General features: G+C 40.9%; 29 protein-coding genes. 11 read left to right on the top strand and 18 right to left on the bottom strand.

Annotated elements, in window-relative coordinates:
* Nucleotides 1-57 precede the first annotated feature (57 nt).
* Nucleotides 58-591, top strand: coding sequence for a lipocalin family protein (locus AOG26_RS14410; protein WP_054563135.1), 534 nt, complete (start codon nt 58-60; stop codon nt 589-591).
* A gap of 209 nt (nt 592-800) precedes the next feature.
* Here AOG26_RS14410 and AOG26_RS14405 read toward each other — a convergent pair whose 3' ends face one another.
* Genes AOG26_RS14405 through AOG26_RS14395 form a run of 3 tightly spaced genes read right to left on the bottom strand, consistent with a single transcriptional unit; the run spans nt 801 to nt 3,075 of the window.
* Entirely contained in the window at nt 801-1,136 is a 336-nt protein-coding gene (locus tag AOG26_RS14405) for a DUF3325 domain-containing protein (protein WP_054563134.1), read from the bottom strand.
* Nucleotides 1,133-2,734: a PepSY-associated TM helix domain-containing protein gene (locus tag AOG26_RS14400; RefSeq protein WP_054563133.1), complete on the bottom strand. Its 1,602-nt coding sequence runs from the start codon at nt 2,732-2,734 to the stop codon at nt 1,133-1,135. Before AOG26_RS14400 ends, AOG26_RS14405 begins: the two co-directional genes overlap by 4 nt.
* A complete protein-coding gene (locus AOG26_RS14395; protein ID WP_206004023.1) occupies nt 2,731-3,075 on the bottom strand; it encodes a hypothetical protein in 345 nt (114 codons plus the stop codon). The genes AOG26_RS14400 and AOG26_RS14395 overlap by 4 nt, the downstream gene beginning before the upstream one ends.
* Nucleotides 3,076-3,276: 201 nt before the next feature.
* Between AOG26_RS14395 and AOG26_RS14390 the strand changes: the two genes are divergently transcribed.
* From AOG26_RS14390 to AOG26_RS14375, 4 genes are read left to right on the top strand one after another with little or no spacing between them, the layout of a single operon-like run.
* Entirely contained in the window at nt 3,277-3,969 is a 693-nt protein-coding gene (locus AOG26_RS14390; RefSeq protein WP_054563132.1) for an aspartate/glutamate racemase family protein, read from the top strand.
* 9 nt (nt 3,970-3,978) lie between these two features.
* Nucleotides 3,979-4,341: a VOC family protein gene (locus AOG26_RS14385; RefSeq protein ID WP_054563131.1), complete on the top strand. Its 363-nt coding sequence runs from the start codon at nt 3,979-3,981 to the stop codon at nt 4,339-4,341.
* 19 nt (nt 4,342-4,360) lie between these two features.
* Nucleotides 4,361-4,942 carry a uracil-DNA glycosylase family protein gene (locus AOG26_RS14380; protein ID WP_054563130.1) on the top strand — a complete coding sequence of 194 codons (582 nt, stop codon included), beginning with the start codon at nt 4,361-4,363 and terminating at the stop codon, nt 4,940-4,942.
* Between the two features lie 3 nt (nt 4,943-4,945).
* Nucleotides 4,946-5,680 carry a phytanoyl-CoA dioxygenase family protein gene (locus AOG26_RS14375; protein ID WP_054563129.1) on the top strand — a complete coding sequence of 245 codons (735 nt, stop codon included), beginning with the start codon at nt 4,946-4,948 and terminating at the stop codon, nt 5,678-5,680.
* 48 nt (nt 5,681-5,728) lie between these two features.
* Here AOG26_RS14375 and AOG26_RS14370 read toward each other — a convergent pair whose 3' ends face one another.
* Nucleotides 5,729-6,286 (bottom strand): hypothetical protein, encoded by a 558-nt coding sequence (locus AOG26_RS14370; RefSeq protein ID WP_054563128.1) that lies wholly within the window; start codon nt 6,284-6,286, stop codon nt 5,729-5,731.
* A 112-nt stretch (nt 6,287-6,398) separates the two neighbouring features.
* Between AOG26_RS14370 and arfB the strand changes: the two genes are divergently transcribed.
* The gene (gene arfB / locus AOG26_RS14365) at nt 6,399-6,812 is read left to right on the top strand and encodes an alternative ribosome rescue aminoacyl-tRNA hydrolase ArfB (protein WP_054563127.1); all 414 of its coding nucleotides are present in this window, start codon (nt 6,399-6,401) and stop codon (nt 6,810-6,812) included.
* A 135-nt stretch (nt 6,813-6,947) separates the two neighbouring features.
* Nucleotides 6,948-7,268, top strand: coding sequence for a hypothetical protein (locus AOG26_RS14360; RefSeq protein WP_054563126.1), 321 nt, complete (start codon nt 6,948-6,950; stop codon nt 7,266-7,268).
* Nucleotides 7,269-7,284: 16 nt separating this feature from the next.
* Here the strand turns inward: AOG26_RS14360 and AOG26_RS14355 are convergent, their stop codons facing one another.
* The 6 genes from AOG26_RS14355 to AOG26_RS14330 form a co-directional block, all read right to left on the bottom strand.
* Complete coding sequence (locus AOG26_RS14355; protein WP_054563125.1) at nt 7,285-8,319, bottom strand: DUF2955 domain-containing protein; 1,035 nt, start codon at nt 8,317-8,319, stop codon at nt 7,285-7,287.
* 13 nt (nt 8,320-8,332) lie between these two features.
* The gene (locus tag AOG26_RS14350) at nt 8,333-9,394 is read right to left on the bottom strand and encodes an HlyD family secretion protein (RefSeq protein ID WP_054563124.1); all 1,062 of its coding nucleotides are present in this window, start codon (nt 9,392-9,394) and stop codon (nt 8,333-8,335) included.
* A 4-nt stretch (nt 9,395-9,398) separates the two neighbouring features.
* Nucleotides 9,399-9,875: a MarR family winged helix-turn-helix transcriptional regulator gene (locus tag AOG26_RS14345; protein WP_054553355.1), complete on the bottom strand. Its 477-nt coding sequence runs from the start codon at nt 9,873-9,875 to the stop codon at nt 9,399-9,401.
* 135 nt (nt 9,876-10,010) lie between these two features.
* On the bottom strand, nt 10,011-10,436 hold the full coding sequence (locus AOG26_RS14340) for a TlpA disulfide reductase family protein (RefSeq protein ID WP_054563186.1): 426 nt from the start codon (nt 10,434-10,436) through the stop codon (nt 10,011-10,013).
* A gap of 47 nt (nt 10,437-10,483) precedes the next feature.
* Nucleotides 10,484-11,374, bottom strand: a complete 891-nt coding sequence (locus tag AOG26_RS14335; RefSeq protein WP_054563123.1) for a spermidine synthase — start codon at nt 11,372-11,374, stop codon at nt 10,484-10,486.
* Entirely contained in the window at nt 11,359-11,985 is a 627-nt protein-coding gene (locus AOG26_RS14330) for a fused MFS/spermidine synthase (protein ID WP_054563122.1), read from the bottom strand. Before AOG26_RS14330 ends, AOG26_RS14335 begins: the two co-directional genes overlap by 16 nt.
* 192 nt (nt 11,986-12,177) lie before the next feature.
* On the opposite strand from AOG26_RS14330, the gene AOG26_RS14325 reads away from it, so the two are divergent.
* Nucleotides 12,178-12,636, top strand: a complete 459-nt coding sequence (locus AOG26_RS14325; RefSeq protein WP_054563121.1) for a GyrI-like domain-containing protein — start codon at nt 12,178-12,180, stop codon at nt 12,634-12,636.
* 106 nt (nt 12,637-12,742) lie between these two features.
* Here the strand turns inward: AOG26_RS14325 and AOG26_RS14320 are convergent, their stop codons facing one another.
* Nucleotides 12,743-13,249 carry a hypothetical protein gene (locus tag AOG26_RS14320; RefSeq protein ID WP_054563120.1) on the bottom strand — a complete coding sequence of 169 codons (507 nt, stop codon included), beginning with the start codon at nt 13,247-13,249 and terminating at the stop codon, nt 12,743-12,745.
* Nucleotides 13,250-13,382: 133 nt separating this feature from the next.
* Between AOG26_RS14320 and AOG26_RS14315 the strand changes: the two genes are divergently transcribed.
* Nucleotides 13,383-14,393, top strand: coding sequence for an alpha/beta hydrolase family protein (locus AOG26_RS14315; protein WP_054563119.1), 1,011 nt, complete (start codon nt 13,383-13,385; stop codon nt 14,391-14,393).
* A gap of 42 nt (nt 14,394-14,435) precedes the next feature.
* Here the strand turns inward: AOG26_RS14315 and AOG26_RS14310 are convergent, their stop codons facing one another.
* The 6 genes from AOG26_RS14310 to AOG26_RS14285 form a co-directional block, all read right to left on the bottom strand.
* Nucleotides 14,436-15,488, bottom strand: a complete 1,053-nt coding sequence (locus tag AOG26_RS14310; protein ID WP_160316771.1) for a HupE/UreJ family protein — start codon at nt 15,486-15,488, stop codon at nt 14,436-14,438.
* Nucleotides 15,489-15,584: 96 nt separating this feature from the next.
* Nucleotides 15,585-16,820: a DUF3500 domain-containing protein gene (locus AOG26_RS14305; RefSeq protein ID WP_054563117.1), complete on the bottom strand. Its 1,236-nt coding sequence runs from the start codon at nt 16,818-16,820 to the stop codon at nt 15,585-15,587.
* Nucleotides 16,821-17,113: 293 nt separating this feature from the next.
* On the bottom strand, nt 17,114-19,444 hold the full coding sequence (locus AOG26_RS14300; RefSeq protein ID WP_054563116.1) for a S9 family peptidase: 2,331 nt from the start codon (nt 19,442-19,444) through the stop codon (nt 17,114-17,116).
* Nucleotides 19,445-19,538: 94 nt separating this feature from the next.
* On the bottom strand, nt 19,539-20,339 hold the full coding sequence (locus AOG26_RS14295; RefSeq protein WP_054563115.1) for a DODA-type extradiol aromatic ring-opening family dioxygenase: 801 nt from the start codon (nt 20,337-20,339) through the stop codon (nt 19,539-19,541).
* 112 nt (nt 20,340-20,451) lie between these two features.
* A complete protein-coding gene (tmpT, locus tag AOG26_RS14290; RefSeq protein ID WP_054563114.1) occupies nt 20,452-21,084 on the bottom strand; it encodes a thiopurine S-methyltransferase in 633 nt (210 codons plus the stop codon).
* Nucleotides 21,085-21,093: 9 nt separating this feature from the next.
* Nucleotides 21,094-21,582, bottom strand: a complete 489-nt coding sequence (locus AOG26_RS14285; protein ID WP_054563113.1) for a DUF2938 domain-containing protein — start codon at nt 21,580-21,582, stop codon at nt 21,094-21,096.
* Between the two features lie 100 nt (nt 21,583-21,682).
* Between AOG26_RS14285 and AOG26_RS14280 the strand changes: the two genes are divergently transcribed.
* On the top strand, nt 21,683-22,564 hold the full coding sequence (locus AOG26_RS14280; protein WP_054563112.1) for a LysR family transcriptional regulator: 882 nt from the start codon (nt 21,683-21,685) through the stop codon (nt 22,562-22,564).
* On the opposite strand, the gene AOG26_RS14275 is transcribed toward AOG26_RS14280, so the two are convergent.
* Nucleotides 22,559-23,134: a DJ-1/PfpI family protein gene (locus AOG26_RS14275; RefSeq protein WP_054563111.1), complete on the bottom strand. Its 576-nt coding sequence runs from the start codon at nt 23,132-23,134 to the stop codon at nt 22,559-22,561. The genes AOG26_RS14280 and AOG26_RS14275 overlap by 6 nt on opposite strands.
* A 126-nt stretch (nt 23,135-23,260) precedes the next feature.
* Here AOG26_RS14275 and AOG26_RS14270 point away from each other — a divergent pair, with 126 nt between their 5' ends.
* Nucleotides 23,261-23,965 (top strand): hypothetical protein, encoded by a 705-nt coding sequence (locus AOG26_RS14270; RefSeq protein ID WP_054563110.1) that lies wholly within the window; start codon nt 23,261-23,263, stop codon nt 23,963-23,965.
* Nucleotides 23,966-23,972: the final 7 nt, after the last annotated feature.

Below are 23,972 nucleotides of genomic sequence, written 5' to 3'. Positions count from 1 at the left end.
ACTAAATTAGTGCTATTAACGTATTAATTTGTTTAATTTTTTAGAGGGAGTAAAAACGTGCAAACATCATTAAAGTTAATCGGGGTTTTATGCATCACAGCCATTTTATCTGCGTGTACAGGCGTGCCAGACAACATCAAACCTGTCGATAATTTTGAGTTAAACAAATACACAGGGACCTGGTACGAAATTGCACGTTTAGATCATTCATTTGAACGCGGCCTTGAAGGCATTACCGCTGAATACTCTATTAACCCTGATGGCAGTGTAAAAGTTATCAATAAAGGTTACAGCGCTGAAGATAAAGAATGGCAGCAAGCTGAAGGTAAAGCGAAGTTTGCAGAGCAACAAGACATAGGTCACCTAGAGGTATCATTCTTTGGGCCATTCTATAGCTCATATGTAGTGTTTGAATTAGATAAGCAAGACTATCAATACGCTTATATTACTGGCTATAACAAAGAGTATTTATGGTTTTTGTCGCGCACTCCTAACGTTACAGAACAGCAAATGCAGGACTTTATAAACACAGCAAAACAATATGGTTTTAAAACAGACGAGCTTATTTATGTTGACCATGAGAGCTTGTAAAGGGGCTTTACAACTGTCTTTAAACTATCACGAATGTGCAACACAACTGTAATGGATACTAGGCAAACTTAGCGTCGTTAATTTGAAACAACATGTGATCCCCCAATTTAATCCCCTGCTTGGGTAGGCATTGCCTACCCATTTTTTTACTATTTGCTCAATTAAGCATTATTGCAAATTGGTATCAGATCAGTTTTTTACTAACTACACTACAAAATCATCACCGAAAAGCCACTCAACAGCAAAACAGACATAGTTAATACACTGACATGCTTTACCCATGAAACAGTAAAACTGTATAAAATCATGAGCATAAGTACACTTAAAGCCATATAACCGCAAAATAGCAATGCGCCGTACCCAGCATCTGACAGCACGCAAAGCACCAAACTTAGTAAAATACTGATCCAGCCGCTGAATAAAAAGCTACTTCGCTGTTTTTCGGTTAATTTCTTTTTAAATACATCACGAAAGTGATTGAATTTTGCAAGAGCAAAACAATTAAACCCAAAAAAGCAGAGACTAAATTGCAGTAACTCCATCATCCTTGTTGCTCCTTTAACAGCTTGTTTTTATTTAATTTAGTCTTATTTGTAGCGGTTTTATGCCTAGGTATTTTTTTGCTTTGTAGTAAAAACAGCAGCCCAGCACAAATAAACGCACTATCAATACCGAATAAGTCCCACTGCTGAGTTAGTAAATATGTGATCCAATTGCCATCTGTTGTCAGCGCATTTACCACAGGTACTAATAAACAAGCAGCAGCGTTAAGCCATGCACAATAGCGCCAATGATGTTTTTCTATAATACTCACAGCCGGAAGCGCAACCGCAAGCCAAGTTAAGAAAAACACGAGTATTTCTTTATCGGCACGCCCAGCTAACTCTAAAGGCAATAAACGATTAGCAATGAAGAACGCTGAAGTTGCTAGCGGTAAGCCCATTAAAGTTATTAAATTAAGACTTTCAACAAGCTTTAAACCAAAGCTTGGTTTTTGCTCTGCTTTGAGCCTCTCGCGTAAGCGCCTTGCCCACATGATGCAGCCTGTAGCTATCATTGCACAGCCAGCTACGCCACAGAAAAAATACAACCAACGCAGCAACGGCTCGGCTAAACGACCGCTATGCAATGCCGTCATTGAGTCATAAAACTGCGCCGAAGCGCTCCAATCTTCCCCAGAACTCGCTTCAAGCTCACCTGTTACACCACTAAATAAGTAGCGTGGTCCGTTATCTACAACCTCTTTGCCAGTTGCCAAATAAACCACTATTTGTGAGGTCGCTGTATTGGCATTTCTAACAAACACGTAGCTAATGTCGGCATTCGGTGACTTAGTATAAATCTGATCTAACACATCTTTGATTGCCACCATAGGGCGCTGCTCTTCACTGGGCTTTGCACGTTTATTAATAGGCAATGCCTCATCAAACAATTGCCTTAAGCCATTTTCATATACAGTCTCGGCAGGATAGGGGAACAGCATAAATATCAGCGTGATAATCCCCGTGTAGGTGATCATGATATGAAATGGCAGTGCCAGCACTGACGAAACATTGTGTGCATCGAGCCAGCTTCGGCTGCCTTTGTTTGCTCTAAAGCTAAACATATCTTTAAAAATACGTTTGTGGATCACGATGCCTGTTATAAGCGCTACCAACATAAATAATGAGGCTAAACAAACAATTATCCGTGCAGTAAATACATCTATGTAATGTAAATCAAAGTGTAAGCGATAGAAAAAGTTACCCCCCTTAGTTTCCCGAGGTTCGGGTAATTGCTCTAAGGTATTAGGGTCTAGATGTGTATAGTTGAAAGGTGCTCGGCGCTGGCCTGGCTGTTTAGGCTCAGCATACCCATAGCTTAAAACAGGGTTACGTGGCTCAGGTAAGTTTATCCGCCAAGATAATGAATTAGGTGCCTGTTGCTGTAATTGCGCAAACACATAATTAATTTGCTCGGCTTGAGACTGAACCCGTTGTGCTTGATGCTGCACATAGTGCGTTTCAGGCTTGGCCCAAATAGTGATTTCATCTTTAAAAAAGCTGATGGTGCCAGCAAAAAAGATTAAGAACAGTAACCAGCATACCAGCAAGCCAACCCAGGTATGAAGCCAAGTCATTGAGCGGAAAAAGCTCTCTTTCATAACCAATCCTTAATCAATGAAAGGGCCAGCAATTGCCCACCAGTTGTTAGTAAAATAGTGATCCAAACAGTCTTTAAAGACTTAACTGCAAACACCCAAATAAATACACAACAGTAAAAAAATACCGATAGAGTCGTGGTTAACAGCACGCTGTCGAGTTTATTAAGTGGTAATAACACAGCTAGTAATGAAATAAGCACACTGGTAAAGGCGTAACCACCAATGATGGCTGCAACGAAACGCAAAAACACAGCAACACGATAAGATAGGCTTACAGAGCGCTTTTTAGCTGTATTTTTAGGGCGATTGGTAGTCACTGCATCTAATGATTGAGAATGCATGATAATCCCTTAAAAAATAACACGAGAAGAAAACCCCGTATTATATCGTCGACAAACAGAAAAGATAGTAGTTATCATTTGCATGCACGTATTAAATAATGAAACACAACCAACTAAATCGATCTGTTAGTAAAATAATGATCTGCTAGCTTTGTTCTGTGCAATATCATATGGTGTTAAGTAAATAAAAAGGGAGCTGCAATGAAAACAATAGGCTTAATCGGTGGCATGAGTTGGGAGTCTACACAAAGTTACTACCAGCTTTTAAATCAAGGTGTTAAAAACAAACTTGGGGGGCTGCATAGTGCCAAGATAGTACTCGTTAGCCTCGATTTTGCCGAAATAGCTGTGCTTCAACAGCAACAAGATTGGCCACAGATGGCCGAGATACTGATTAAAGCCGCTAAGCAAGTTGAAGCCGCTGGCGCTGATTATTTATTAATTTGTACCAACACAATGCATAAACTCGCTGAGCAAGTACAAGCAACTGTTACAATTCCTTTGTTACACATTGCAGATGCAGTTGGTGAAAACCTGATCCAACATAACTTTAAAAAAGTGGCTTTGTTGGGCACCCAGTTCACTATGGAACAAGACTTTTACAAGCAACGCCTAGCTGATAAATTCGCCATAGATGTGTTAATTCCTGATACACAGGGGCGTGAAACAGTGCATCGTGTGATTTATGATGAACTATGTAAAGGCATCATCAGCCCAGAATCTAAAGCTGAGTATTTAACCATTATTGATGATCTAACTCAGCAAGGTGCTGAAGCCATTATTCTTGGTTGCACCGAAATAGCGCTGTTAGTTCAACAATCAGATACATCTGTTCCATTACTTGATAGTACAACACTTCATTGCGCTATGGCGCTTGAGAATAGTTTAAATTAGGAGCACACCATGTCGAACCACCATAGCTTAAATTATGTTGAATTTGCTGCTAAAGATTTAGCCGCAACAAAGGCATTTTTTCATCAGGTTTTTAAGTGGCAATTTACCGACTATGGCCCTGAATACACGGCCTTTAGCGCTGAATCAGCGGGCCTTGATGGCGGTTTTTATCAAGCCCCATTAACTAGCTTAACCAATAATGGCGGCGCGCTACTGGTGCTTTATTCAAATAATATTAAAGAGACTCAAGCACAGGTAGAAAAACACGGCGGCACAATTATTAAGTCCTTGTTTGATTTTCCTGGAGGCTGTCGTTTTCACTTCACAGAGCCAAGTGGTAATGAGTTAGCAGTTTGGTCAAAGCAAGCATAGATCATCTTTTTACTAACTTATGAGTACTCAATCATTATTAGAACAAGTTAGTAAATGCGTGATCTGCGAACCTCATTTACCACTCGGAGCGCGGCCCGTTATTCAGTTTAATCCACAGGCTCGCATTTTAATTGCTGGTCAAGCACCGGGAATTAAAGTACATGAAAGTGGCAAACCTTTTAATGATGCAAGCGGGCAAAGGCTTCGTTCTTGGCTTGGTGTAACAAGCGATGAGTTTTACGATGAGCGCAATTTTGCTATCTTGCCGATGGGCTTTTGTTACCCGGGCAAAGGAAAATCAGGTGATTTACCGCCAAGAAAAGAGTGCGCGATTGCATGGCGTGAAAAGCTCTTAGCGCAACTAAATAATATTGAGCTCACCATTATCTTAGGTAAGTACGCGCAGGCATATCATTTACCCCACACTAAGCAGCTACCCTTAACTGAGTTAGTAAAATCGTGGCGTGAATATTGGCCAAATTACTTGCCACTTCCTCACCCAAGCCCTCGCAATAATATCTGGCTAAAGAAAAATCCGTGGTTTGAGCAACAAGTATTGCCTGAGCTTAGTAGTAAAATACGTGCAATTTTAGCAAGGTAAAAAATGGAAAATAACTTTTTTGCTGAAAACGGCTACTACCATGTAAAGGGCCTTTACACAGAGAGTGAGCTTAGCAAGGTAAGGGCAATTCTCAATAAATTTCATCATCACTGGTTGCAAGAAAACCAATCTTTTTACCAATCCAGAGGGATTAATAGCTCAGGTTTGACTGGTGCTGCATGTTTAAGTATTGAGGAAAAGTTTACTCTTTTTGAGTTTGTCAGCGCCAACACACTATTGAAACAGGTTAAGGGCATTGTTGCTGAGCCCCAGTTTATGAATACTCAACTATTCTTTAACCCTTACAACCCTAAACAGGCAAATTATTGGCATCGCGATATGCAGTATCACTTAGAGCTTGATGCGCAAAAGGCCGCTCTTAGCGGCCCTGAAGTGTTACATTGCCGCGTTGCTTTTGAAGATGAACCGGGAATAGAACTAATACCAGGCAGTCATAAAAACTGGGATTCTGATGAAGAGTTAACAGTTAGATTAGAACAGCAGGGCGCTCGAAATAGTGACTCACTAACTCGTGGTAAAAGTGTAGCACTCAAAAAAGGTGACTTACTCATATTTTCGGCAAATATGATCCATCGGGGCTTGTACGGTATGAATCGTTTTGCCCTAGATATTTTGTACTTTGAACGTCACCCAAGCCTTAATGAATTTGTACAAACTGGATTTTTACCAACTGCACAACAAAAGCAGCATCTAAAAAACGCTATGGTATTCAAGTAAGCATAAAAAAAGCGGCTCACTCGCCGCTTTCTTTATTTGATAGTGCTGTTACTGCAACATTGCGAACAGTTCTTTTAACTGCGGCATATACTGCTTAACTAAGTTAACGTTACTTTCGCTAACATCTGCTGTTGCAGTACTTGCTTTAACACCTTCTAAAGCACCTGCCATTGAGCGAGTACCCGCATCAGATGATGATGCCGTAAGGCTTTGTAAACCACTCATTGCTTGGTTTACACGTTGCTTGTTCTCTTCTGACATACCCGCTTTAAGGTTTTCTAAATACGCCATTGATACCTCTGAGCCAACAGTAACTAACTGCTCTGGCGTGAAACCATATTGTTTGGTAAGGGCTTCGAACTCAGTATAAAGCTCATGCTTTTTGATGTGACCCAGCGCATCCATAACTGACGAACTGTCAACACCATCAGAACTACCTAGCATACCACCAAGGTTTACAGTATCTAACTCAGATTGGCTTTGTGACCAATTAACGACTGCAGGAAGGGCTTTAATGTAACGCTGTAGCTGATTTTCAGAAATATCTTCTGCGAAGCTAGAAAAACTCATCGCAAGTAGGCTCATAGAAATAAATAGTGCTTTCATCGTGATCTCCTTTCTTTCAAAATGGTTAGCAACCGGCGCAAATAGTCGAGCTATTATGTTTAGCCAATTACAAATGTTACAATACCTTTTTTACCATAGCTAACTGAACCTGATGTTAATTATTTCTAATACCGTCACAATTGATGAATGGGAACTCGACTTTAGTGCGATCCGCTCGCAAGGCGCAGGCGGGCAGAACGTCAATAAAGTAGCTACAGCTATTCATCTTCGTTTTGATATTAATCGCTCAAAGTTACCTGACTTTTACAAACAACGTTTACTTAATTTAAATGATTCTCGAATTACAAAAGAGGGCGTTATTGTCATAAAGTCGCAAAGTCATCGCACGCAAGAAATGAACAAAGAAGATGCGCTTAATCGTTTGAAAGAATTAATCATTAATGCAACACAAATACAAAAGAAACGAAGAGCAACAAAACCAAGTAAAAGTTCTCAGAGAAAGCGCATGGACTCTAAAACAAAAAGAGGACAAACAAAAGCATTAAGAAAAAATGTAAAATTCTAACTTTCACATCAGAAGAACGTGTCAAAAATAAGCAGAACTGTAAAGAAGTGTAACTTGTTAACAAAGTTAATTGATGGTTAATCCTGCTGCGTCTATAATAGTAATACAATTTCACTGCTAATTAAGGAGCCGGGTATGGGCCAGAAATCACGCATTGTTGCCGCTGCAATGATAACGCTGTCAGCTTTGCCTATGTCGAGTTTTGCTGTAGATTCATGGCAAGCCGGAAGCGCGTATCCGCAAGGTAGTGAAACCTGTTATAACGAAATTCTTTATAAAGCCAGATGGTGGGCAACCCCAGGAGAAGAGCCGGGCAGTTCACAATGGGGCGCTTGGGTTGCAGATGTCGCCTCAAAAACGTGTGTACAGAGTGTCGTAAAAAAACAAGACGATTTACTTAAGTCTTTACCCACGATTTTCGAACCAAATAACAATAAAAAAGGGAGTTCTGATTAACTCCCTTTTTTAATCTTTAATCAAACGTGTGATGCCTAGTCATTGCAAAGCGATTTAAGATGTGATGCATTATATACACCGCACATAAGCTCAATAGTATGGCCACAGACACCGACGAAAAACGATAGAGCGCACTGTAAACCAGATCTTGCCCCGGCCCTAATGACTGGCCAAACAAAATACCAAATGTGGTGATAATACCAAAGCCAACACCCGGAATACCGCCACCAATTATGTGATAACGACTAAAGATAAAGGTCAAAATCCACAGAATTAACGCAGGAAATATCAAAATATCTGTATGGTTATACAAAAATAACTGTGCCACTAACGCTAAGTTACAACCAATTAAGGTGCCTATCGCGCGCTGCCATGCAGCCATACCTGCCGCTTTCCAGCACAATGAAAACAATATCAGTACCGAGGCCGCTTGAGCAGAGATAGAATCTTGTAAATCAAATACCTGAAATACAACAAATGATAAAGTCGCTACGGTTGAACAAAGTAAGACTTCATGGCGCACACTTTCTTTTGCTTTCTCTGGCATTACCCGACCTTGGCGTGGTGCAACATCAGGGAATAAACCATGCATTAGCATCGAAAACAGCACAGTAACCACAACGGCAACAGCGTTACTAATGATCAGCGGATAAATACTGACACCACCGCCGGTGTAGGTCGAAAAATGCAATTGAATCGACAAGCTCACCACGGTTGTGGCGCCAAATAGAAAGTTAGCACCACGGCTCATTTGATAAAACAAAAAGGCAAAGGCTATAAAGCTCATCATTGTCATTACAACAGGCAAGTGTGCAAACAATCCTTGTACAACCAATACAAATAGCGCACTGAACACCGCGCCTGCGTAAAACTGACGAATAATATGCATGTTAAGCACAGGCACTAAACCAAGCAGTAGCATAGGGTAAACAGTGAAAAAGATGCCATTCGGCCAGTTCATCAATTTTGCCAGTGAAAACCCTAATGCTGAGCCCGTAGCAATGCGTAGCGCTTGGCGTAAGCCATTACCATCGAGTTGCAATACAGACATAACTCACCCAGCCTTAGTAAATGAAGTGCAGAACACTAATGAAGCGAATTTGCATGCTTGCAAACCAGCTGCCAATACTAGAGTCAGGCAGAAGTTGGACAGTTGCACGCGCACCACTTGGAAATTTTGCCAGCATCTGGTGTTCATCTAGCTGAATATGGATACGTTGACGCTGTGCATCTCGTACCCAACGGTTACTGCTTTCAGTGGCACTGAGTAAACCGTTAGCATTAAGCTGGCCATCACTCACACCCGCTTCAAAACTAACAATTTTGCCTGTAAACACTTTGCCCGGTAGCGCATCAAAGCTGACTTTTGCAGTGCTACCAACTTGTACGTGAACTAAAGACTTTTCACGAAAATCAGCCACTAAATCAGCTTTATTAGCAACAATCGCCATTAACGGCTGGCCCTTATTAGCATAAGTACCCGGTGTTACTTGTAAGTTTGCAGTTTTACCGTCGGTATCGGCTTTCACAGTGGTGTACGACAGATTTAGTTTCGCTTGTTCAAGCTGGTTTTGAGCATGGCGAAGCGCTAAATTGTCATCCCCTATTTTACCGCGCGCTAATTTAGCCTCGCTGAGCTGTGCTTCAATTGCAGCCACATTCGCTTTGCTTGATTGATAGTTCGCATTGATTGTTTCGTACTCTTGCTCTGAAATAGAACGTTTTTTCAATAGCGACTCACCGCGTTCGAACAGTAATGTTTGCTCATGTAGCTTAGCTTGAGCAGCAGCAAGTTGTGCTTCTATTGCCTTCACACTGCTATCTAAACGTTGGTTTTGTAGTTTTGCATCATCATAAGCAAGTTCAGCTTGTTGAACGGCAAGCTCAAACGGCTCGTCGTTAATCTTAAACAAGGCTTGCTGTTTTTCGACAGCTTGATTGTTGGTCACTAATACGTCAGTCACGCGACCACTTACTTGCGGGGTCACTTGCACGACAGGGTGATAAACACGAGCCTGCGGTGTGACAGGCATATACAAATCGGCAATCACAAAATATAAAAATAAAACAATAAAACCCGCTAAAGAGATTTTAACGTAACGGGCAAACTTTTGATCTGGTGTCATAACGTTACTTATCTCCTGAATAATGACGGATACACTGACGGGCGTTTTGCTCCATCTGAATTAAACCATGCGCCATGGTATCGAGTTGCTCAGTGGTTAAATCAGCATAAAGATGCTGTTTCACATCGGCAATAATCACCTGCAATGTGTCTAACAATTGTAGACCTTGCTCAGTGAAGTACAGACGTTTACTGCGTTTATCTTCAGCATCAGCTTTACGAGCAATAATCTCTTGCTGCTCAAGCTGCTTAATAGTGCGAGTTAGTGAAGGCATTTCAATGCCTAAGCTATTTGCTAACTCTTGTTGCGTACAACCTTGGTTTAGATGAAACAGGTGCATCATCGCGGTCCAGCGAGATTGGGTAAGACCCAAAGGCTCAACCGCCAAAGTGACAGCATCGCGACATAAACGATGCACACGGCCCATACTGCCGCATAATGTTAAATCAAGAGTTTCGTGAAAAGGGGGAGTGGAAGACATGATGCGCTCCATTTACTTAGCATGCTAACTATTTTAATGTAGTTAGCATGCTAAGTAAATATTAGTGCAATTAATAAAATAGATAGCTGTGTTCGATAAAAGCGAACAACTGCAAAAGTTATCTACCTAACCACATTATTTAGCAATTAACTCTTTGATATGGCTTTCATAGAGGTCTAATTTATCAGCTACAAAGCCTGTGTGTTGGAACCTGACTACGCCTTCTTTATCGATTAAAAAGCTGCTCGGCATCCCTTTGAGTTGATATTGCTTGCCAATAACAGCGTCTGGGTCGTAAATAATATTAAAGTTCACTGCAAACTCAGTTAAAAAAGCATCGGCATCACTGCGCTCAACATCAATGTTTACAGCAATTACTTTAAGCCCTTGCTGTTGATACTTGCTCTGCATGGCTATAAACCAAGGAAACGAGCGTCGACACGGGCTGCACCAAGACGCCCAGAAATCGAGTAACACGACTTGCCCTTTGTATTGATTCAATAGTTTAGACAACTGCTGCTGACTTGCAGCTAAAGGTGGGGGGGAAGGGGGCTCTGCCATAGCAGCAGAGCTCGTAATTAAAAGAAATGCAATTAAGGCGTATTTGATCATTGGTAATTTAATAAATTCGCTGGTGAATATTGGTCAGTGAGCACCTTAGTATCCGCTGGCCAATCTTGATTACCCTTAGTATAAAACAAATGCTCGCTGAGTAACTGCAAATCAACATCGTAAGGGGTTAACTTATTTGCGAGTTTGTTGACGCGTTCGGCTAACTGTTGCTGGCTAGGCATAGTCTCGAAGCCAGCTAAAATAATGCGATTAGAGTTTTCATCGGTCACAACATTAACAAAGTCACCAAACACATCGAAGTAAGTTGCCGACTCATGCTGGTACAATTTACTCGATGAAAAAGTATTTGCCGCGACAATTCCGCCATCAGCTAAAACACTTTTTACTTCCGCAAAAAATTCCTTAGTGAGAAGGTGCTCAGGGATATAATCGCCGTTAAAGGCATCAAGAATAATCCAATCGTACTTTTGTTTTTTAAGTGCGGCACGTTTAATAAAAATACGGCCATCTTGCACCTTAGACGTTACGTTATCAGTTTCTACAAAGCTAAAATAATCACGGGCAACTTTTATTACCGCGGGATCAATTTCGACATTTTCGATATGAGCGCTAGGGTAAAGCTCATGAATGGTATTAGAGAGCGAACCTCCCCCTAAACCTATGATCAGTACATTTTGAGGGTTATCAATAAATAGTAAGCTTGCAAACGTCATTTTGGTGTAATTAAACACCAGCTTTTTAGGCTCACTCTTATACATACAACTTTGCGTGCTTTTACGGGTTTTTTCGTTAAATTTTAAACACAGTAAATCGCCAGACTTCTCCACTAAAATATTTCGATAAAGCGAACGCTCTTTATGTATTACTTCGGCTAAGCTGCTAAAAGGCAATGTCATGATCAAACAAAGTGTTAAGACTCTAAACATACAGTACGCTCCTTCGTTTTTATTTGACTAACAGCAATAGCAAGCAAACCAAGCGCGCCTAATACCGCTGCAAAGGTTTTAATGATGTCGTTAACATCAAACGCTAACACCATATAAAAAGAGGTAATAATCGTGCCAAGGGCGCTTCCTAGGGTGCTCACAAAATACAAACCACCGGCAACCTGACCACTTTTTTCATGATCGGTAACCAATAATCGCACTGAGTAAGGTGAGATCATGCCGAGTATTGTTGTAGGGATAAAAAACAACGCCGTTGATGCCAGCAACGAGCCGTAACGACTGTCTTCAATATGGGTGAAAATAAAGGTCATAATTGGCTCAGCAAACAATACTATTGGCACTACCATAATGCTTGCTACAAAGAAAATGAGACCATATTTAGTTAACGAAGGATTGCGGGTTGAGAGCTTACCGCCAAGTAAATAGCCGAAAGATAAGCTCAACATAAATACAGTGATAATACTGCCCCATATATGCACACTGCTACCAAAGTACGGCGCTAAAATTCGCCCGCCTAAAAGCTCAATTCCCATAATACAAAAGCCGCTACTAAAGGCTAAAAAGTAGATAAGCGCATTGATTTTATTCATTAAACACCCGCTGATTTTGTTGTTATTTTACCCATCTTAACCTGATGCAGATAAGGATGCCATGACTGTTTTTTAAGCTGTAAAGGCCGTTGACAAAATATAGTTTTTTTAAAATAAATAATTAAAAAGGCTAGGTTAAAGTACGCATGCTCTGGTATTTTACTGGGAACAAAATAAGCAAGGAAAAATGCAATGGATCAGCAAGTAACGAAGATCAATATAGACAACCCAACAACTTTATTTGGCCTCAAAGTTCGCACCAGCAATATGAAAGAAATGAGTGGGGAAGGTGCCAAAATCGCTGGCTTATGGCAGCAATTTTACACAGACATAGCGCCAAATTTAACGCCATCTAGCCAAGTTTATGGCGTGTATACTCATTATGAATCTGATGTCACAGGAGAGTTTGATGTATTTGCATGTACTGACATGCAAGTCACGTCATCAGAGGTAGAACAAACTACACTCGCTACAGGTAACTATCTTCGCTTTAGCGGCAAAGGTGCAATGCCACAAACCGTTATCGATGTTTGGGGCCAAGTTTGGCAGTACTTTAGTAATGAACAGTGCCCGCATATTCGAGCATATAAAACTGACTATGAGTTTTATAAAAGCAGTGAAGAAGTTGAAGTATTCATTTCAGTTGAATAACGCCAAACCCTATTTTTAGTGTAAAGCCCCATTACAGATAAAGCCGCTTATTGCGGCTTTATCTGTAATGGGGCTTATTGCGGCTTTTTCTTTGCTAAAAGGTATATTAATCTTTGTTGTTATCTTCAAGAATAAGATTCTTTAAAATGGGTCGTACAACGACCAAGATTAAAGTAATGAGTACTATCGCGGCCGTTATTATGCGAACTAATCGGAGAAACCATTCAGTTTGATGAATAGGCCTATTTTCCTTTGCTTCTTGTGATTCAAGTAAGGCACATGCTTGCGGTATTGAACTAAATGTATCTTTATTTGGATAATCAAAGACGAAACCTACTTTAGCAAGTGCTAGCCTTGCTTGGTCTGAATGAAGAACATCAACGTACAAAATATGATTTTTAATATCAGCCTTGTAAGGGATCTCTTCAACGTCCAGTACATCAACTATCTTGACGGCATTGACTAAGCGCATATCTTGTACCAAAGGCCGGTATTCAGGAGCTCGAGACCATATAATTACAAATATAGCGAATACCAAGGATAAGCATAATAACCCCCACAAGGTGTAACGCTTAGGCAGAAACTCTAATATATGCGGCGGTTTATTGCTCATTATGACTTCCAATTCAATAAGTTAACTTTCATAATATAAAAGTTTTGATACGTAAAAAAGTAGTTATATACAAATAACCATCATTTAAGTTACTGTGGTTTAGTAACTTTTAGTCACCAATAAGGATGTTGTTGTGTATAAATTACTACTCTTTGCCAGCCTATTTCTCGCTGTTTTTTCTACCAGCGCAGCGAAAATTATCGATGATGAACACGTCATAAAAGAAACAGACTGCTTTACAGGTATCTTTGCTGACTATGATTCGTGGCATCAATTTATTGCGCAAAAGAATAAACGCAAAGCTAAAAACGAAGAAGCATACTTAAAGCGCATTAAAGCCTTTGAAGAAACCTTTCCACAAGATATGTTCGATAACTTTAAAACAAATTTAACCTGCCATAATTTTAAATATCAGGTCGATGATGTTGAGGTGCTTGGTTATATCATCAAACCTAAAGTCATCAAGAATAAGCTACCTGTGTTAATTTATAACCGCGGCGGTAACGGTAATTTTGGCAGTGTTTATTTTGCTGCAATGATGCGCAATTTATTTCCTTTAGCAGAGCAAGGTTTTGTGGTTATCGGCAGCCAATACCACGGTACATCAGCTAAAAATGATGACTTAGATGAATTTGGTGGCAGAGATGTTAACGACGTACTTGCGCTTATTGATTTTATTCCGCACATAGCAAGTGCAGATGAAAACCGTATTGGTATGTTAGGAGTAAGTAGAGGCGGCATGCAAACCCACCTTGCCATGCAACACACAAACAAGGTTAAAGCCATTGCAACCATTGCGGGGGCGACCGATTTAGTCAAAGAGCTTAAGTTTAGACCTAACATGGAAAAAAACGTGTATGTGCGTCGTATTCCCAATTATAAAGAGAACAAACAAGCAGAGCTTGAAGCACGCTCCGTGATGAACTGGGTTGATAAGCTATCGCCTAAAGTGCCCATATTACTTATTCATGGCAGTGACGATAAACGAGTATCGGTCGATAACTCAATTCAATTTGCCAAAGCGCTAGATAAGTATCATATCCCCCATAAACTTGTGGTGTATGAAGGTGATAACCACTTTTTAATGAACCATAAAGAACAACTTGAATCAGAGCTAGTTAATTGGTTTAACACCTATTTGTAACTTTGTTTTGAAAGTAAAAAGGGCTAAATAAGGCCCTTTTCATTACACGCTTCGCTCGATAATCCAATAACTCGCAGCCGCCATAGCCAGCACTGATAATGTAATTCGAATAGCACTATAAAAATAAGTTCTGGCAAGCATTACTAGCACGGGTACAACGCAAATAACGATCAGTAACTGCACAGTTTCAATACCCAGATTAAATGCAACCAATGCGACGATGATGGCCTGCGTATCAAACCCCATATGGCTCATTTCAATTGCGAATGCTTGACCATGGATAAGCCCAAAAATAAATGCTATCCACATAGCTGACTGCGAAAAAATCGGCCTGATTGCATTCAATGCCGAAACTAAAATAGAGGTCGCTACCAAAATCTCAATTGGCTTTGCAGGAAATGAAATATACCCGAGCGTCGTCAGGGCTAGCGTTAATGAGTGTCCGAGTGTAAAAAAGGTGACAATTTTAGCTACCGACATAACACATTGGCGCACAGGTGCCACTGATTGCCAGCGCTTATTGGCACTAACAAGAGGGGCTGGCAAAATTAAGCACAGTAAAAACAGCAAGTGATCTATACCGGCTGTAATATGGCTCATACCATTTAAAAACATCAGCTTAAACTGAGACCATGCAGTGATTTTTTCAGGCTCTATAAATAGGGTTTCGCGCTGATAGCGGATCAGGCCTATGGTTGCTATGTCTTGGCTTGCTTTAAGTACTTCATGCATATCGTTGCGATACGAAACATAAATTTTGTGAGTAACAACTCGGTGTAAAATGGCATTGTAATGCAAAGAAAAACCGCTGTTATCAAAATTATCTGGTTTGATAAAGTGCATCTTCATTACCATGAACAGTACGTTATCAAATTCATGAATAGCAAAATCATCAACCTTTTGCGCTGTTAACGGCTGAGAATTTTGTGTTGTGATACTCACATGTGTTTGCATGTAGTCTTGTAAAGCCGAGAAATTAACCTGCTTTAGATCATCATTTTGTGAAGGAAATAGGCTTTCATCAGCTAAACGTAATTGATCGAGGGGTAAATAAATTTCGAGTTCAATCTGTGGTTTATGTGTATCAATAAACACAGCACTCGTTGAAGCAGAATGAGCAAAGGCTTTTGTACAAAAGAGGCTGACCAAAAAGGTCAGCCCAAATAGGAGATTAATTACTGTTTTCATGGCTTATAAATTATTACCATAATCCCAGCTCTTATCCCTGAACATTGTATGGTAATGAGTTTCATCACTGATAATCACCCCATTTTGACACGCCACCTCAATCCAAAGGTTAGGGCCATCAATACGCATATAAGTCCCGGCAACATCCACATCAACACCTGCCGATTCAGTGCCAGCCCAAGCAATATAGGTATCTGCATAAGCAGAACTCGTTACATAGCTAAGCGTTAAGTTTTCAACCACTTCTTCAGGGTAGTCGTTGATCCACTGCTCAATTGCCGCTGTAACCAATGCTTGTTGATCCTGCGTTAAACTTGAAACAAGCAACCCTTTGCGATTATCACCTGTAGGGTAATCAGTTGGTAACGTACCACTTCCATTATCTGGACCTACTAATACATCAGAATAGCTTTCACCGCTTAAGTAGGCTTCTTCAAGTTCTGATTCACTTAATGAATCAAACATAGCAACGAGGGCGTCACCTTCATCCGCAAGTGGAGCATAGCTTGCTGAGTCTATTTCAAAGCTGACTTTAGGTTCAGTACCAATATGGTTTGGCACAGGGTAACCGTCACCATTTAAATAAGTAATGTTATAAGCTAAGTGGTGACCACCTAATTGCAACATCCAGTCACCGCTCACATCTGGGTCGCCAAAAAACGCTAGATAATATTTACCAGATGAGTAAGCTGAACCGCCACCTAACTCATTTAAGTAATCATCCGCAGCAATAGTACCTAAGAAATCTTGGTAGCCATCATCACTCAGTGCCGCTCTTGCAACCATCATCGCCGCTTCGAGAGATTCATCATCTAATGCGCCAAGTTCAATACCATTACGACTTACATTGCCCGTCGGTAAGTTTGACCATACAGTTCTTGCTTCAGAGTCTGAGTAATCAAGCTGTAAATCAGCAAGTTCATCTTCATCTAATGTGTCGATTAATGCATTTGCAGCACATACCAGTGATTCAAGGCTGGTATCAAGCTCACAGTCGCCTAAACTGATATCGCTGAAATCACTGACACTAAGTGAGCCTGAACTGCTATCACTACCGCTGCTATCATCGCCACTATCGTCACTTCCGCTGTTATCAGAACCACTGCTATCACTGCTACTATCGCTTGTCGATGTATCTGTATCTGATGACGATGATGAGTCACTGTCACCACAGGCAGCTAAGTTTGCTAATAACGCAAGCACTACCAATGATTGAAAAAAGTTTTTTCCTAATTTCATAACCAAATTCCCTACATGAATTATTGATTAAAAAATTACCATATAGCCAAGATTGAAAAGTGTAGAAAATGTGTAGATCAACAAGCAGATTATGGGGTTTTATTCATGAATTAAGCCCATCTAATGAAGCCTAAGGTCTAGTTTCATACTTTTAAATTGGTGCGAGTTATTTTGTGTTGCTCAATGCGAGTAGCCCAAAAAGTATCGCTTTTTATCTGTAACGGGGGTTTACAGTTTGCATAAAAAAACCGCAGCTTAATGTCTAAGCTGCGGTATTTTTTAATAAAGCATATTTACTTGTTAAGTAAATGCTTTTCGAAGAAGTTAGCCATCATAGTGTGATAGTGCAGGGTAGTGCCTTTACCTTCTCGTAGGCTGTGAGAACGGTTCGGGTAAGAGAAAAACTCGAACTGTTTATTGTGCTTAACTAATTCGTTAATTAAACGCTCTGAGCCTTGGTAGTGCACGTTATCATCTCCGGTACCGTGGATCAGTAGCAACTTACCTTGCAGATCTTTTGCAAAGGTGATCGGAGACGTGTTGTCGTAACTTTCAGGATCGGTATTTGGGTTACCTGCATAGCGCTCTTGGTAGATAGTATCGTACAAGCGAATATCTGGCACTGGGGCTGAGGCAATACCCACTTTATATTTATCACCATGGCGGAATAACAAATTAAGCGTTGAACTACCACCACCTGAGTGACCCCATACACCAACACGGTCGGTATCAATGACATCCCAACGTTTTGCCATTGCATCAAGGGCGTCAACTTGGTCACGCACGGTAATAGAGCCTATTTTTTTATAGATAGATTTACGCCAATCTCTGCCCTTTGGTGCGCGCGTGCCGCGGTTATCAACTGAAGCAACAATAAAGCCTTGCTGAGTTAGATACGACTTGTATAAGTAACTGTTACCTTCCCAGCGATCTTGTACTGTTGAGCCCCACGGCTCACCGTAAACATAGAAAACGATTGGGTATTTTTTACTTTTGTCTATATTCGCTGGGAACATGATGTAGCCATCAAGCTCAACACCATCGCGCGCATTAACCGTAAAGAACTCGTGAGTCGGTAATTGCTCAGTCGCTAATTTCTCTTTTAATGCTTTGTTCTCAACTATGGTTTTCACATTACTGTGATCGCTTACTTTAATGATCTCTTTCATTGGTGGGGTGCCAAATTTAGAGAAAGTATGCATTGCCCAAGAGGTATCTTTAGACATGTAGTAGCTGTTTGAACCATCGAATGACTCAGGCGTTACGCGCATCGGTTTAGAGCTGCCATCAAGCGAGGTACGGAATAAATAACGCTGACCAGGATCATCCGGTGATGCAGTAAAGTACATAACGTTTTTATCTTCGTTGAGCGCTAACATATCAATGATGTCGTACTCGCCCGGTGTTAAATCAACAACCGTTTTGCCATCGCGAGATACACGGTACAAATGACGCCAGCCATCACGCTCACTGTGCCAAATAAAGAACTTACCGTCTTTTGACCAGTTTGCTTTATAAAACCACTCAATAAAGGCATCGTCTTTATCTTCAAGAATTTTAGTCAGTTGCTGTTTTTGCCAGTCGAATAACCAAACCTTGTTGTGGCTTTGCGGACGGTTAAGATCTTGGATCATCAAAGATTCACCAGTGCCTGCCCAGCTAATACGTGGAATATAACGATCGCGATTATCACCACCTAGTTCAGCCCAACGGGTTTTCTTGTCATTAAGACTAACCACTCCCACTTTAACCGCTGAGTTCATCTCGCCGGCTTTTGGATACGGGAATTCTTTAAGGGTAGGGTAGAGATCATCGGTGTTATTGATCATGGTGAAGTATTTCACGCCACTGGTATCAAGCTGCCAATAGGCAATTGATTTGTTGTCTGGACTCCAGCGGAAACCATCACGAATAGTAAATTCTTCTTCGTATACCCAGTCAAAATTACCATTAACAATGGTGTCGTTACCATCAGTGGTTAAGGCAGTCACAGCCTTGCTACCCACTTTTTCCATGTAGATATTGTTATCACGCACGTAAGCTACTTTTGAGCTATCAGGTGAGAACTTGGCAAACATCAGCTTTTTCGCTTCGATGTTTTCGCCACCTAACTGATATAGCGAATCAGTTTCGAGGTTTAAAAGCCAAAAATCACCACGGCTACGTGAGCGCCACACTTGCTCGCCATTGGTAAAAACCATCAGCCATTTACCATCTTTAGACCATTGATAGCTTTCAACGGTGAGTGGCTCTTTATCACCTTTGGGAATTAATTTTTCGTAACTAACAAGTACCTTACGACCCGTCCCATCGGCGTTATAAAACACAATATCATTGCCTTTTACGCCGTGCTCATCGTCTTTAGCTTTGTCGTCTTGAGTATTTTTATCGCTTTCGCGCTCTTCAAGTACTGTGTAGCCAGTACCATCATCGAGCCACGTAAAATAGGTGCTACGCTCAGCTTTAAAGTCTTTTTCTTTATAAATTTGTTCAAGCGAGAGCGGGTTAGCCGTTGCGTTCACTGTTGCTGATGGGGTGCTAACTTGCTCTGTAGTTGAGCATGCCTGCAAACCTAAACCCGCAACCACAGCAAACGCAAGGGTTGATGTTTTTATTAAGTTCATTTTGTTGTTCCTAGGTTTTAACTTACCTAGCGTACCAAATTAGATGAATAAAATCTGAGCCTTTATCGTGTTATCTGGGGGGTTGAACTTAAACTTAATCGTCCCACAAGAACATACTGGCTTGCTTGTTGGCAATACGTAGTTCGTAGATATCACTACAAGGGCGCATCGCCGCACCATAGCAAACATGTAACGGCAATAAGTGCTCCTCTCGAGGATGGCTAAAACGCGCCGCAGGGGCCATTTGCCATTCTAATAGTTTAGCTTGTCGCTGCTGTTCACTCAGCTCAGTATTGCCACATACATCAACTAGCCATTGCTCAAAAGCCATATTTTGCGCTTTAATTTCAGCGGTTTCTGGCGTGAAAAATGCGCGCATATTATGAAAAGTAAAGCCAGAGCCAATGATCAATAAATTATCGTAATCAAGCTGTTGTAAAGCCTCACCTATCGCTACGTGTAAGCTTGGCTCAAGGCTTGGATGTAACGACAATTGCACACAAGGTATATCTGCTTTTGGATACATAATCTTCAAAGGCACATACATACCGTGATCAAAGCCACGAGATGGGTTTAATGCGCTATCGATATTAGCTTTTGCCAATGCATGATGTACTTTTTCGGCAAGGGCAGGTTCACCTGGGCTTGGGTACTCAATGCTGTAAGCAGGCTCAGGAAAACCATAGTAATCATAAATTAGCCCAGGAGCAGAGCTCGAAGTGATACTAATTGGGTTCGCTTCCCAGTGTGCACTCACCATCAAAATAGCAGATGGCTTTTTAATTTTTGCGGCAATAGACTGTAAACAAGTGACCATATCGGCATGACTTGGATCGCCCAGTAAAGGCATAGGACCGCCGCCATGTGAAACAAAGAAAACGCGTGGCTTTTGCATAAATGTACTCCTTAAATACGCTAATCACTATAGTGCACGCACAGAGGTACAATAACTAGCCACAAAAACGCACAGCTAGGGTGTGAATTTACACACCACTAGTTTGTAAGTACTAACTTAAATGCCAAGCTACGTTCATGGCAGGGACTTGCCCTTTTAAGCCACCTTCGAGAGGTTCTTTGCACAGTAATGTTAGTTGATAAAAAGCATCGTAGTGCTGATGTAGTTCATCGGAGACCACACTAAACGGCGGACCCGAAAACTCACTTTGCTGATATTCAAATACCACCACTAACTGCGTTGCTCTATTGGTTAATTCAAGTAAATGCTGGGTATAGCGAATGCGCACTGGCTTTGGTAACGCAACTAAGGCGGCACGGTCATAAACCGCGTTGATAGTGCCAAGTTCATTCGCGGTAAGTGCAAAAATATCACCCACCCAAACGGTTAGATTTGCGCCTTGGTAACGTAATAGTTCACCGTGTTGGCTAACTTCGGGTTCTAGCTTTAACTCATCAAATAACTGCTTAATGGCAATCTCACTAAGTTCTGCCCCAACAACACGCATACCTTGCGCTAGCAAATAATGAATGTCGTGAGTTTTTCCGCACAGTGGTACAAAAACAGTATCGCCTTGCTGTAAATTCAAGTTAGTAAAATACTGATCTAGATAACGGTTTACGTCTCCTTCATGAAAACCAATTTCGTTATTTTCCCAACGTTGATGCCAATGCTTTGCGTCCATTACATACTCCTAAATAAATTGAATGAATTGAGCTGATAAATATATTCCGACACCAAAAAGTAGGTGAGTTACAGCACTTTTTAAACGGGCTTGGAGTGGTTTTGCGGTTTTCGTAGCCATTATCCCCATCCCTAAAGCGGGCTGCATAACAAAAAATGGCATACATACGCTAGCTAATCCAAATATACATGCAGCGATTAAGGTGGGCTGTTCAAGCCAAGCAATACCGACCAGTAATATAAATAGAAACGAAAATAAAACACCAATAAAGTAGTGTAAACACCAGCCAAACACGCACTCAAACTGCTTAACTGGACTAGTTGCTATATTCAGGTGCTGAAACTTTCCATCTAATAAACCCAAGCCCCAACGGCCAACTAAACAAAAGTCTAATGACGGTATCTTAAACACTTTAGCCAGCACAAAAGCATAAAGATCAATGAACAAAGTCGCCGCTATGCCTACAAAAGTTATCACATAAATATCATTAACACTCATAATTAGATGCTCTTAAATGATTTAATAAAAGACATGATATCTAATTGCAAAAATGCTAAAAATAGCAAGATAAACAAACTATGATTGCATAAATGAGAACATGATTGACGATATTGCCCTATTCATACAGATTGTTAAACAAGGCGGCCTACGTAATGCGGCTGAGAGCTTGTCGTTGCCTACCGCAACTGTATCGAGACGCTTGCAACGACTTGAGCAACGCCTAGGCGAGCAGCTTTTGAATCGCTCAGCAAGGCAATGCACGTTAACACAAGCAGGAGAGGTATACTTTCAAAGTTATGTTGAATTAATTGAGCAATTTGAACAAACTCACCGTCAGCTTAATGATCAAAAAGCACAATTATCAGGAAAGCTTAAAGTTTTAGCACCTCTGAATATTAGTCATGGTTTCTTAAAGCCGATGTGGCTCGCATTTACTAAACAGTACCCTGATATTCAACTTGAGCTATTGCTTAATAATAAACTTGAAGATCTGAGTAAAAGCCAAGCTGATATAGCAATAAGAGTCGGGCCGCAGGCTGACTCTATGCTCCATCAAAAAAAGTTAGGCAGTGTTGATACCTTATTTGTAAGCTCAAAAGCATACCTTGATTCGGCACCTGCCATAGAAGAGCCAACTGATTTAAAACAGCATAGGTTAATTGGTACCACGTTGCGAAATAAGTGGCAGCTAACCAATACGCAAACGAATGCAACTTATACTCACATGTGCCGATTTGCTTCTACTTTTAACGATACCGGATTTGTAAAATACTTAGTTTGTGATGAGCAAGGTATTGCTTTGTTACCTAGGTTTGAGGTTATAGATGAACTAAAATCTCAGCAGTTAGTTCAAGTACTGCCACACTGGCGAGGGGAAAACCGCGACATTTATGCTATCTGGCCAAGCGCACGTTTACTGAGTAAAAAGGCTGTCTGTTTAAAACAGTTTATAACCGACTATATTGCTGAACAATTATAAAGTCTGCCATTGATATTCCATCTGTTTAGCAGTTAGTAGGGCGTGCTCGTAACTAATAAACTCAGCGACTAACGCTAGGCTCATATCAATGCCAGCAGAAATTCCCCCAGAGCTGGTAAACTTACCATCGGTGACCCAACGAGTATCTGCAATCACATTGAGCTCAGAAAACAAAGCAGCCAACTCTGGTTGATCTTGCCAATGAGTCGTGACATTTTTACCGTTCAAAAGCCCTGTTTTAGCAATCAAAAATGCCCCCGTACAAACAGAGGCAACACGCTTGGTGTTAGTGGCTGTGTGTTTTAACCAAGTAATAACCTCTGCTTTTTCCAGCTCTCGTGTATGGTCGCCACCAACCACAACAAGGAGATCAAGCGAAGGGCAGTCAGCAAAGCTGTAATGGGGGTTTACACTATAACCGCCGCGGGCAAGTACAGGACTATCACTTTCGGCAATTAAACTCACTTGCCAATCATTATTCGCTAGGCGCTTAGCAGTACTAAACACCTCAAACGGACCTGAGAAATCGAGTACTTCGGCATCATCATAGATGTAAATTCCAATATTCATACAATTGTTCCTATTATGTGGATTTATTTCTCAAGTAAAAAAACGTACTATGCCATTTTTGCAGTTCGTTAATGACATATTATTAAATTGCGCACTGTATACAAACAAAACTTCAAGGCATTGTTAATGCGTTTTTTATTCTTATTGAGCGTGCTGCTGGTTGGTTGTAAAACAACACAGCAAAGCGTTGCTGAAATTAGTGAAGTATCGCCGGGCACTATTTATTTTCAGGGCGAAACATCAAAGCAAAATGTTGAAAAGTTCGAACAGTTATTAGTAAGTAGCGATCAACAAATCAACACCTTGGTTATTAATAGCCAAGGTGGTGATGTGATGGCGGGTTTACATTTAGGTGGCTTAGTTCATGAATATCAACTCGATGTTGTGGTACACGAGCTTTGTGCATCGTCTTGTGCCAACTATGTACTTACCGCAAGCCCACATGTCCTCGTTGAAGAGCAGGCCGTTATTGGCTGGCATGGGGGCTCATTACAGCCATTATACGTGCCCATGGAGCAACCACCTGAGGTCGCTAGCTATATAGCAAAATGGCAAGCCGCAGAGCGACAATTCTTCGATATCATTAATGTTGAACAGGCGGTTACTATCATAGGTATGATGCCTGGTATTACAGAGAAACGTGATTCTGCTATTTATAGTTACGACGCTCAAACCCTGAAGCGTTTAGGGTTGCATATTGAGTTTGCTGGTGCGCAAACAGGGATGTCAGCAAGTGGCGAAAAACTAGCGCAGGTTTTCGAACTTGAAGAGTCTGTACTTAACCACTTTTTGATGCTCAACGATATTGTTTCAGCAGAACTTATTAACTAATAAAAAG

The sequence above is a fragment of the Pseudoalteromonas sp. UCD-33C genome (assembly GCF_001306895.1).
GTDB lineage: Bacteria > Pseudomonadota > Gammaproteobacteria > Enterobacterales > Alteromonadaceae > Pseudoalteromonas.
This window is presented reverse-complemented; position numbering and strand designations above follow the sequence as displayed.

What these genes read in the sequence shown, in the direction of transcription:
- AOG26_RS14405 (WP_054563134.1), bottom strand. Translation starts at nt 1,136, where the DNA reads ATGATGGAGTTACTGCAATTTAGTCTCTGCTTTTTTGGGTTTAATTGT.
- AOG26_RS14400 (WP_054563133.1), bottom strand. Translation starts at nt 2,734, where the DNA reads ATGAAAGAGAGCTTTTTCCGCTCAATGACTTGGCTTCATACCTGGGTT.
- AOG26_RS14395 (WP_206004023.1), bottom strand. Translation starts at nt 3,075, where the DNA reads ATGCATTCTCAATCATTAGATGCAGTGACTACCAATCGCCCTAAAAAT.
- AOG26_RS14390 (WP_054563132.1), top strand. Translation starts at nt 3,277, where the DNA reads ATGAAAACAATAGGCTTAATCGGTGGCATGAGTTGGGAGTCTACACAA.
- AOG26_RS14385 (WP_054563131.1), top strand. Translation starts at nt 3,979, where the DNA reads ATGTCGAACCACCATAGCTTAAATTATGTTGAATTTGCTGCTAAAGAT.
- AOG26_RS14380 (WP_054563130.1), top strand. Translation starts at nt 4,361, where the DNA reads ATGAGTACTCAATCATTATTAGAACAAGTTAGTAAATGCGTGATCTGC.
- AOG26_RS14375 (WP_054563129.1), top strand. Translation starts at nt 4,946, where the DNA reads ATGGAAAATAACTTTTTTGCTGAAAACGGCTACTACCATGTAAAGGGC.
- AOG26_RS14370 (WP_054563128.1), bottom strand. Translation starts at nt 6,286, where the DNA reads ATGAAAGCACTATTTATTTCTATGAGCCTACTTGCGATGAGTTTTTCT.
- arfB (WP_054563127.1), top strand. Translation starts at nt 6,399, where the DNA reads ATGTTAATTATTTCTAATACCGTCACAATTGATGAATGGGAACTCGAC.
- AOG26_RS14360 (WP_054563126.1), top strand. Translation starts at nt 6,948, where the DNA reads ATGGGCCAGAAATCACGCATTGTTGCCGCTGCAATGATAACGCTGTCA.
- AOG26_RS14355 (WP_054563125.1), bottom strand. Translation starts at nt 8,319, where the DNA reads ATGTCTGTATTGCAACTCGATGGTAATGGCTTACGCCAAGCGCTACGC.
- AOG26_RS14350 (WP_054563124.1), bottom strand. Translation starts at nt 9,394, where the DNA reads ATGACACCAGATCAAAAGTTTGCCCGTTACGTTAAAATCTCTTTAGCG.
- AOG26_RS14345 (WP_054553355.1), bottom strand. Translation starts at nt 9,875, where the DNA reads ATGTCTTCCACTCCCCCTTTTCACGAAACTCTTGATTTAACATTATGC.
- AOG26_RS14340 (WP_054563186.1), bottom strand. Translation starts at nt 10,436, where the DNA reads ATGGCAGAGCCCCCTTCCCCCCCACCTTTAGCTGCAAGTCAGCAGCAG.
- AOG26_RS14335 (WP_054563123.1), bottom strand. Translation starts at nt 11,374, where the DNA reads ATGTTTAGAGTCTTAACACTTTGTTTGATCATGACATTGCCTTTTAGC.
- AOG26_RS14330 (WP_054563122.1), bottom strand. Translation starts at nt 11,985, where the DNA reads ATGAATAAAATCAATGCGCTTATCTACTTTTTAGCCTTTAGTAGCGGC.
- AOG26_RS14325 (WP_054563121.1), top strand. Translation starts at nt 12,178, where the DNA reads ATGGATCAGCAAGTAACGAAGATCAATATAGACAACCCAACAACTTTA.
- AOG26_RS14320 (WP_054563120.1), bottom strand. Translation starts at nt 13,249, where the DNA reads ATGAGCAATAAACCGCCGCATATATTAGAGTTTCTGCCTAAGCGTTAC.
- AOG26_RS14305 (WP_054563117.1), bottom strand. Translation starts at nt 16,820, where the DNA reads ATGAAATTAGGAAAAAACTTTTTTCAATCATTGGTAGTGCTTGCGTTA.
- AOG26_RS14300 (WP_054563116.1), bottom strand. Translation starts at nt 19,444, where the DNA reads ATGAACTTAATAAAAACATCAACCCTTGCGTTTGCTGTGGTTGCGGGT.
- AOG26_RS14295 (WP_054563115.1), bottom strand. Translation starts at nt 20,339, where the DNA reads ATGCAAAAGCCACGCGTTTTCTTTGTTTCACATGGCGGCGGTCCTATG.
- tmpT (WP_054563114.1), bottom strand. Translation starts at nt 21,084, where the DNA reads ATGGACGCAAAGCATTGGCATCAACGTTGGGAAAATAACGAAATTGGT.
- AOG26_RS14285 (WP_054563113.1), bottom strand. Translation starts at nt 21,582, where the DNA reads ATGAGTGTTAATGATATTTATGTGATAACTTTTGTAGGCATAGCGGCG.
- AOG26_RS14280 (WP_054563112.1), top strand. Translation starts at nt 21,683, where the DNA reads ATGATTGACGATATTGCCCTATTCATACAGATTGTTAAACAAGGCGGC.
- AOG26_RS14275 (WP_054563111.1), bottom strand. Translation starts at nt 23,134, where the DNA reads ATGAATATTGGAATTTACATCTATGATGATGCCGAAGTACTCGATTTC.
- AOG26_RS14270 (WP_054563110.1), top strand. Translation starts at nt 23,261, where the DNA reads ATGCGTTTTTTATTCTTATTGAGCGTGCTGCTGGTTGGTTGTAAAACA.